This is a genomic window from Coleofasciculus sp. (genome assembly GCF_046539235.1).
Lineage (GTDB): Bacteria > Cyanobacteriota > Cyanobacteriia > Cyanobacteriales > Coleofasciculaceae > Coleofasciculus.
The window spans coordinates 1-7,940 of the sequence record NZ_JBKHHI010000316.1 but is presented as its reverse complement, the minus strand read 5'-3'; the positions used below and the strand labels follow the sequence as shown (position 1 = coordinate 7,940).

At 44.1% G+C, this 7,940-nt stretch carries 8 protein-coding genes; 7 read left to right on the top strand and 1 reads right to left on the bottom strand.

The window, feature by feature from the left end; translation table 11 throughout:
• The first annotated feature begins 85 nt into the window (after positions 1-85).
• From ACLFWI_RS22415 to ACLFWI_RS22400, 4 genes are all read left to right on the top strand, one after another.
• Positions 86-376, top strand: a complete 291-nt coding sequence (locus ACLFWI_RS22415) for a hypothetical protein (protein WP_446414763.1) — start codon at positions 86-88, stop codon at positions 374-376.
• A gap of 15 nt (positions 377-391) precedes the next feature.
• A complete protein-coding gene (locus ACLFWI_RS22410) occupies positions 392-889 on the top strand; it encodes a response regulator (protein WP_446414764.1) in 498 nt (165 codons plus the stop codon).
• Between the two features lie 153 nt (positions 890-1,042).
• Positions 1,043-1,807 carry a sensor histidine kinase gene (locus tag ACLFWI_RS22405; RefSeq protein WP_446414762.1) on the top strand — a complete coding sequence of 255 codons (765 nt, stop codon included), beginning with the start codon at positions 1,043-1,045 and terminating at the stop codon, positions 1,805-1,807.
• The gene (locus ACLFWI_RS22400) at positions 1,800-3,221 is read left to right on the top strand and encodes a hybrid sensor histidine kinase/response regulator (protein ID WP_446414761.1); all 1,422 of its coding nucleotides are present in this window, start codon (positions 1,800-1,802) and stop codon (positions 3,219-3,221) included. The genes ACLFWI_RS22405 and ACLFWI_RS22400 overlap by 8 nt, the downstream gene beginning before the upstream one ends.
• A 113-nt stretch (positions 3,222-3,334) precedes the next feature.
• Here ACLFWI_RS22400 and ACLFWI_RS22395 read toward each other — a convergent pair whose 3' ends face one another.
• Positions 3,335-3,832, bottom strand: coding sequence for a hypothetical protein (locus ACLFWI_RS22395; RefSeq protein WP_446414760.1), 498 nt, complete (start codon positions 3,830-3,832; stop codon positions 3,335-3,337).
• Positions 3,833-4,197: 365 nt separating this feature from the next.
• Here ACLFWI_RS22395 and ACLFWI_RS22390 point away from each other — a divergent pair, with 365 nt between their 5' ends.
• The 3 genes from ACLFWI_RS22390 to ACLFWI_RS22380 all read left to right on the top strand — a co-directional run.
• Positions 4,198-5,619 (top strand): serine/threonine protein kinase, encoded by a 1,422-nt coding sequence (locus ACLFWI_RS22390; protein WP_446414759.1) that lies wholly within the window; start codon positions 4,198-4,200, stop codon positions 5,617-5,619.
• 147 nt (positions 5,620-5,766) lie between these two features.
• A complete protein-coding gene (locus ACLFWI_RS22385) occupies positions 5,767-6,786 on the top strand; it encodes a serine/threonine protein kinase (protein WP_446414758.1) in 1,020 nt (339 codons plus the stop codon).
• A gap of 23 nt (positions 6,787-6,809) precedes the next feature.
• A partial coding sequence (locus ACLFWI_RS22380) for a serine/threonine protein kinase (protein WP_446414757.1) occupies positions 6,810-7,940 on the top strand: 1,131 nt, incomplete at its 3' end.

Genomic DNA, 7,940 nt, shown 5'->3' with positions numbered 1-7,940 from the left:
TACTGCTGGCGAATTGGAAAAACCTAACCCCCCAGCCCCCTTCCCAACCCCCCTCATTTCCCCCTGCGAGGAGGGAGGACAGAGGATGCTTCGCTTTTTTTGCACGGAAGGGGGAGCATCAAAGCCCCTCCAAATAAAAAAAGATATTCCGCTTCCCTCTCCTGGTAGGAGAGGCGTCGGGAGAGGTTCGGGGAGGGGTTTGGGGAGGGGTCAAGCCTCGAATCCATTAAGCGATCGCCGACTCATTGGCGTTAAAGGACAACAGCAAACTCTTCTCATTGTTGATGATAATGCGATTAATCGGTCTTTATTAGGAGAATTACTCAAACCGTTCGATTTGAACATTTTTAAAGCCGTCGATGGTCAAGATTGTTGACAAAAGGCAGTCGAGATTCAGCCTGATCTGATCTTAATGGACTTAATCATGCCGGGACTAGATGGTTTGACCGCAACGCGGCGACTGTGCCAATTGCCTCAGCTCGCAAAGACGGTTATTATTGCCATATCCGCTAATGTTTTCGAGACGACCCAGCAGGAGAGTTTAGCGGCTGGATGCCAAGATTTTCTCTCAAAACCTGTGCCAATCCAGCAACTCCTGGAATTATTGATTGTCCATTTAGGTGTTGGAGGAATTTATGAAGAACCCAGAGATTCAACAACTGGTGAATTGGAAACCAATACTCTACCGCTGGTTCCTCCACCTGCTTCAGAATTAGCGATTTTGTCGGAATTATTGGCAATGGGGGATATTCAAGCCATGATCGATCAAGCGCAACGTTGGGAAGGCGTAAACAGTCAATGGATTCCCTTTGCCAAACAAATCCATTATCTCGCTAGAGGCTTTCAGCTAAAAAAAATAGAGCAACTTATTAATCAATATACATCGTAAATAAAAATTAAATTATAAGCCCTAATTTTATGACCCCTAATTAATCAACCATAAGGTATAAACAAAATACTATTGCTTATGTTAGGTTAATTCATGTATTGTATCAATTGCTAAATAAAATGTAGGTTAAACTAATTACGATAATTACGATTTATGGATAATTCAACACCAAAAACCCCCAAGCTATTGATCGTTGACGATCAACCTTTAATCGGACGGTTCACTCAGGGAATCGTGCATAATTTACGAAATCGTATTCAGCTTATTTTATCTTATAAATGTTTAGCTACGGGAGAAATGACCGAAGAAGCTGTTTCTCCAGAAACGACATTCGCTTATATTGAAAAAATGGTTGAAGCTGCCTGGGATATGAGTCAAATCCTGGATAATCTCATGTACAAGAGCAAAATGGATCACTCCTTGCAGTTAACTTCGCTGAATATTAATGATATCCTCAAAAAAGAACTCGATTTTTGGCAGGCTAACCTTCAATTTAAACACAAGGTAAAAAAAAAATATGTTTTGGATGAGCATATTCCCTTAATCCCTTTAGTTTATACTGATATCTCCCAAATCTTGGATAATTTAATCGTTAATGCCCTAGATGCTATGTGGGATAAGGAAGAACAAACGTTAACAATTATCACCCGGCAGGATGAAGACAATCTTTACATTGATGTCCAAGATACAGGGTGTGGAATAGCCCCAGAAAATCTATCCAAAGTTTTTGATCCATTTTATACCACTAAACCATTGCAGGGTGAGGAAAAACAGCGAAATCAACCCACAGGCACAGGACTCGGTATTTATACTTGTATGCAGATATTAAAAGGTTTCGGGGGGGATATCAAAGTAACCAGTGAACTTAACAAAGGAAGTATTTTTACTGTGATAATACCCAAGCAAAACCATGGATAAAAAAGCAGATAAAGGGAACCTATTAGTTGTTGAAGACAATCCAACCAATCTGAGTTTCCTGTTCACTTATTTGACAAAAACCGGATTCAAGGTACTGGTTGCAACGGATGGTGAAACGGCGATTCAGCGTGTTGAAGCGGCTCAACCTGACCTGATCCTACTGGATGTGATGATGCCGGGAATTGATGGGTTTGAGGTCTGTAAACGACTCAAAAGTAATCCTTCAATGCGGGATATTCCAGTCATTTTTATGACAGCCCTATCCGATACACTCAACAAGGTTCATGGGTTTGAGATTGGCGCTGTTGATTACATTACCAAGCCGATTCAGCCGGAAGAGGTAGTCAGCCGAATCCAAACTCACCTGACACTACGGAACCTGCAAAAAGAACTGCAAGCCAAAAATGAACACTTATTACAATCCCAACAGCAAGAGAAGCAAAGATCCTTGGAACTTGAAGCGGCATTACACAAGCTGCAACAAACGGAAGTCCAATTAATTCAAGCCGAGAAAATGTCCTCGTTTGGTAAAATAGCGGCGGGTATTGCTCATGAAATTAATAATCCAGTCAATTTCATCTACGGAAACCTTTACCACGCTAATGAATATATTCAAGAACTCTTTGATCTAATCACGCTTTACCAACAAACTTATACTCATCCGACCGAGAAAATCACTCGCCAAATCCAGGCGATTGAGTTAGACTTTATCCAATCCGATTTACCTAAACTTTTGGACTCGATGCAGGTGGGTGCTGAACGAATCCGCAAAACGGTATCCTTGCTGAAGAATTTCTTCCATTTACATGAGGCTGAGTTGAAGTTTGTCGATATTAATCAAGATCTTAATAACACGCTCTTGCTCTTACAGTACCACTTAGATGCTAAAGTCGGACGACCGAGGATTGAGGTGATCAAAAATTATGGTAATTTGCCTCTTGTGAAATGTTATGCAAGTGAACTAAATCAAGTATTTATGAATATCCTTACCAATGCTATTGATGCTTTAGATGAGAAGTATGGCAAACTAACACTAGAGGATGAGATGTGGTTAATTAGAGGGGATAGCAAAGTAGGGGAAGAAGAGGGAGCAGGGGAAGAAGAGGAAGAATTTGTGCGATCGCCACTCACTCCCGATCAATCCCAAACCCCTACTATTGAAATTAGTACGGAGAGTGTAGACGAGGCGAAGGTGATTATCCGCATCGCTGATAACGGATTGGGAATGACAGAGGAGGTACACCAGAAGCTATTTGATCCATTCTTTAGCACCAAAGCCGTCGGTTCGGGAACGGGTTTAGGATTGACAATTAGTTACCAGATCATCGTGGAAAAGCACCGAGGTCAATTATCGGTCACGAGTGAGAGGGGAAACGGTACAGAATTTGTAATTGAGATTCCAATTCAATCGTAATAGTGTAATGGTTGTAGGTGGGGTTGACAAAGGGAACCCAACAGACTTAGCTCAGAAGCTAAGTTTTTCACCTGTAATTTTGCTCACCCCCTTAATGAGTAAGTTTTGAAGACTTAACGGGGAAAATCCTCAGCATCAATACAAGTAGCTAGCGCACCCTCTACAGAAAAATCAATTTCGCGACTCAAACCAATCACGCATTCAGAAAAACGCAAGGGTAGAAGACTGCGGCGACAATTTGCCAGCACCGAGACAGGATTAGAACCTTGAGTATGCTGGTTAATATCAACAGTACAGCTTGCCAATTCCTTGGGACGCCGGACGCGCATACAGGCGAATAACGCATCATCAGCCGCAATTGGCGTTAATTCTTCGATTTTCAGGACACAGAGGGATAAATCCTTTGGTTCAAGCGCCTCAGCACAAGTTCTGGCTGCATTTTCCCTAGAGATACCTGCACGCAAGAGTTCTGCGGCGCAGATTTGAAACTGATCGACACCAGCACTGACAGGATTAGCAGGAAAGGCTAGGGTGAATAAACTTGCTGTAACGAGCTGACTGGCACAAATTTGCCAAAAATGACGACTACCAATACGATTTTTCCTGTTCATAAGGGGTTTTCTGGTGAACGATATCCTACGCTAGGATAGCCGATTTACAGCCGTTTTCAAGCAGATGGGGGAGATGGGGGAGATGGGAAAGCTGGGGAAGCTGGGGAAGCTGGGGAAGCTAGTCTTACTTTTCACGGGATCTGGAAAACCTCTCTCCAAACCTCTCTCCTGCAAGGAGAGAGGCTTTAAATTCTTTCCCTTCCCACCCCTTCGGAGAAGCAAGCTACGCAGGGAAGGGGGCTGGGGGGTTAGGTTTGATATCGATTTTTATAGATGACGTGATAAAGTCAGGGGAGGTAGTAGAGCATATCATCTCCTGAGAAAAGATAAACCGATAGGAATACAGTTAAAGTAGAGAAATAGGCTTGATCAGGACTTACGGGGAAATGCTGCAAGCAGAACAGGTCTTATGCTATCGCTATCACCTTCATCATCCCTTTGGCAATAACCCTGGACGCCAAACCTGGTTGGCGTTTGACCATTCTGTATCCCCGCCAGAATCAGTGATTGTTAAGCTGTTGGCATTTAACCCTCAGATGCAGTGGGATGAGTTTAAGTTATTTGAACGCGAAGCCCAAGTTCTTCAACAGCTAACCCATCCTCAAATTCCCCGCTATCGGGATTATTTTTCCTTGGATAGCCAGGTAGGAGAGGGTTTGTATTGGTTCGGATTAGTTCAACAATACATTCCGGGGGCTTCCTTACGGCAATTATTGGCTCAAGGTAAACGGTTCACTCAAGAAGACGTGAAGCGTATTGCTGAGTCAGTGTTAGAGATTCTTAGTTATCTGCATGGCTTACAACCGCCAGTGCTACATCGAGATATCAAACCCAGTAACTTAATTTTGGCGGATGATTTGCCCATTTATCTGGTTGATTTTGGGGCGGTGCAAAATCGGGCGGTGACAGAAGGAGTGACCTTTACAGTAGTAGGGACAACTGGCTATACTCCTTTAGAACAGTTTTGGGGAAAGGCTGTACCCGCCTCGGATTTGTATGCTTTAGGCGCAACCCTAATCCATTTACTCACCGGGATTACCCCGGCTGATTTACCCCAACAAGATTTACGGATACAATGGAGCGATCGCGTCTCGGTTGATCCCCAGTTGATTCGTTGGATAGACGTCTTGACTGCACCGGATTTAGACGCACGATTTAGTAGCGCTGCTGAGGCGCGAGAGGCGCTACATCACCATCGTTATCCCCAACATTCCCTAACCAACCGCCCTCAACCGAAAGGTAGCCGCGTTCAGCTTAAGCAATCGCCCCAGCAGCTTATTCTGAAAATTCCTCAACCCAAGCGATCGTTCCGGGATATTCTCAAACTAGGGGGTGACTTACTACTCACCGCTTGTTCACTCCCGCTTTTATTACTATTCGGGTTAATCTTTTTAGGCTTAGGTATCGGGCTATTTGCCACATTATCCCATAATGGCACGTTGTTTCTGCTTCTGCTCCCCCTGGTTGTGTTTATGGGATGGCTCTGGCGGGCTACCAATCAGGAATTAGGTAAAGTCCAAGATAAAGTGGACTATAATTTGCGTCATCTGTTCGGAGGTTATTGTCTTTATTTGACTCCAGAACACTTCATTATTGAACGAGAACTCTTGGGATTAACCTATCAGCGTCATATCGGTCAATTGACTGATATCAAAAATATCAAGTTAATTCCTTTTGCCGAGATAAGGTTAGAAACATGGATGATTTACTATTCCTTCGGTGAAACCTTAACCGAAAACGAGCGGCGTTGGTTAGTTGAGGAACTTCAAGGATGGGTAGAAGGGTAGGAGGGTAGAAGGGGAAAAGGATAGTAAACAAAAATTATATGGTATTGTCGGGGCGGGTTTAGAGATTTAATTAACGGGTCTACCGATAACTTATCAACAAAACCCGCCCTCTCGTTGTTTATATTTGAATAAAATGACGAATGGCAAATGAAAAAACAAATGTTAGCGGAACGTTATCAACTCGAAAGAAAACTCGGACAAAATGCGGGACGTCAAACCTGGTTAGCCCAAGACATTAGCCTGTCACCGCCGCAACTTGTCGTGGTGAAGCTGTTAGCGTTTAATCCTCAGATGCATTGGGATGAGTTAAAGCTATTTGAAAGAGAAGCGCAAGTGCTTCAGCATCTCAATCATCCCCGAATTCCTGAGTATCGTGATTTCTTCGCCATTGAAAAGCAATTCGGAGAGGGATTACCGTGGTTTGGTTTAGTCCAAGATTACATTCCTGGTGACTCTTTACAAGCGCTATTAGATCAGGGAAAACGATTCACAGAAGCAGAGGTTTGTCAAGGGTCCGAGAGTATTTTAGAAATTCTTATTTATTTGCATGAACTATCGCCCCCTGTATTTCATCGTGACATTAAACCAAGTAATTTAATTTTGAGCCAGGATGGACAGGTTTATCTGGTTGATTTTGGTGCTGTACAAGACCGCGCGACAGCAGAAGGTGTAACATTTACAGTAGTGGGAACTAGTGGCTATACACCACCAGAACAACTTTGGGGAAAAGTCGTTCCCGCTTCAGATCTCTATGCATTAGGGGCGACATTAATTCATTTATTAACGGGAATAGCACCAGCTGATTTACCCCAACATCAGATGCGCTTACAATTTAGCGATTATGTCAATCTCAGTCCCCATTTCTGCCAATGGTTGGAACGTTTGACAGAACCAGCACCAGAACGACGGTTTACTGGGGCGCGTCAAGGGCTATTGAGTTTAAAATCAGGTAGAGACTCGCAGAGAAATCTGGCGCAGTCATCGCGCGATCGCGTGCGTTATGGTCGTCTAGCTGGCTTGACCTTACTCCAGTTTATCATTGCCAGTATCGCCCTCAGTCTGATTTTGCCCAATTTTTGGGAAATCAGACAAACCCAACCCGTGGACACCAAAGATAATGTAAGTTTGATGAACCGCACCCAGGTAAGGGTTAGATTAGAGACATGAGTCTTTAACTAATCCAAGGCGATATGTTGCAGCCCCAACAGATCTTACGCGATCGCTATCAGCTTAAGCAAAAATTGGGTGACAATCCTCGGCGTCAAACCTGGCTGGCAGATGATATAACTCTATCTGTGCCTCAACCCGTGATTGTGAAACTCTTAACCTTTGGCGGTGAGGTACAGTGGGATGATTTACGGCTATTTGAACGGGAAGCACAAATCCTCAAACAGCTAAAGCATCCCCGCATACCCAAGTATAGAGACTATTTTCACATTGATGAGCGATCGCTGTGGTTCGGCTTAGTGCAAGACTATATTCCTGGCGTTTCCCTGAAAACCTTGATGAGTCAGGGTCAGCGATTTATCGAAGCCGATATCCGTAAAATTGCTAGAGAACTCCTGCACATTCTTCAGTTTCTGCATCAACTTAATCCAGCCGTACTCCATCGCGATATTAAGCCTAGCAATGTGATTTGGGGTGAGGATGGGCATATCTATTTAGTTGATTTTGGTGCAGTGCAGGATCGAGCAACCACAGAAGGTGCTACTTTTACTGTTGTAGGAACTTATGGCTATGCTCCCATGGAACAATTTGGTGGTCGGGCAGTTCCCTCCTCTGATCTCTATGCCCTCGGCGCGACACTGATTCATCTTCTCACAGGTACAGCCCCGGCTGATTTGCCCCAACGGAATTTACGAATATGCTTTGAAGACCGAGTGAACCTAAACCCCAGTTTAGTCAGTTGGATGCAAAAGCTAACTGAACCCGCGCCAGAACAGCGATTCAAGAGTGCTGCTGCTGCCCTCAACGCCCTGGAATCGGGTAAGACAACTCGCCATTCTATTCAAGCGACTCCAACCGCCTTTATCAACAATTCAGGCTGTGGCGGTTTATTTGACGCCTTAATCCCCGTTCCCGATGAAATCAAAGGCTGGAATTGGGGGGCGTTTTTCATGCCTTACTTGTGGCCCCTCACCAATAAAGTTTGGATTGGACTGTTGGCATTAGTCCCCCAAGTGGGATGGTTGATGGCAATTGTCTTAGGTGTTAAGGGGAATGAATGGGCGTGGAAAAGTAGAAAATGGCGCAGCATTGAGCAATTCAAAGCCCATCAACGCGGTTGGACGATTGCCGGATTGTTTATTGGTATACCTATG

Bases quoted from the DNA above. Each gene is read 5' to 3' on its own strand.
- ACLFWI_RS22395 (WP_446414760.1), bottom strand. From the start codon at position 3,832: ATGAACAGGAAAAATCGTATTGGTAGTCGTCATTTTTGGCAAATTTGT.
- ACLFWI_RS22385 (WP_446414758.1), top strand. From the start codon at position 5,767: ATGAAAAAACAAATGTTAGCGGAACGTTATCAACTCGAAAGAAAACTC.
- ACLFWI_RS22415 (WP_446414763.1), top strand. From the start codon at position 86: ATGCTTCGCTTTTTTTGCACGGAAGGGGGAGCATCAAAGCCCCTCCAA.
- ACLFWI_RS22400 (WP_446414761.1), top strand. From the start codon at position 1,800: ATGGATAAAAAAGCAGATAAAGGGAACCTATTAGTTGTTGAAGACAAT.
- ACLFWI_RS22405 (WP_446414762.1), top strand. From the start codon at position 1,043: ATGGATAATTCAACACCAAAAACCCCCAAGCTATTGATCGTTGACGAT.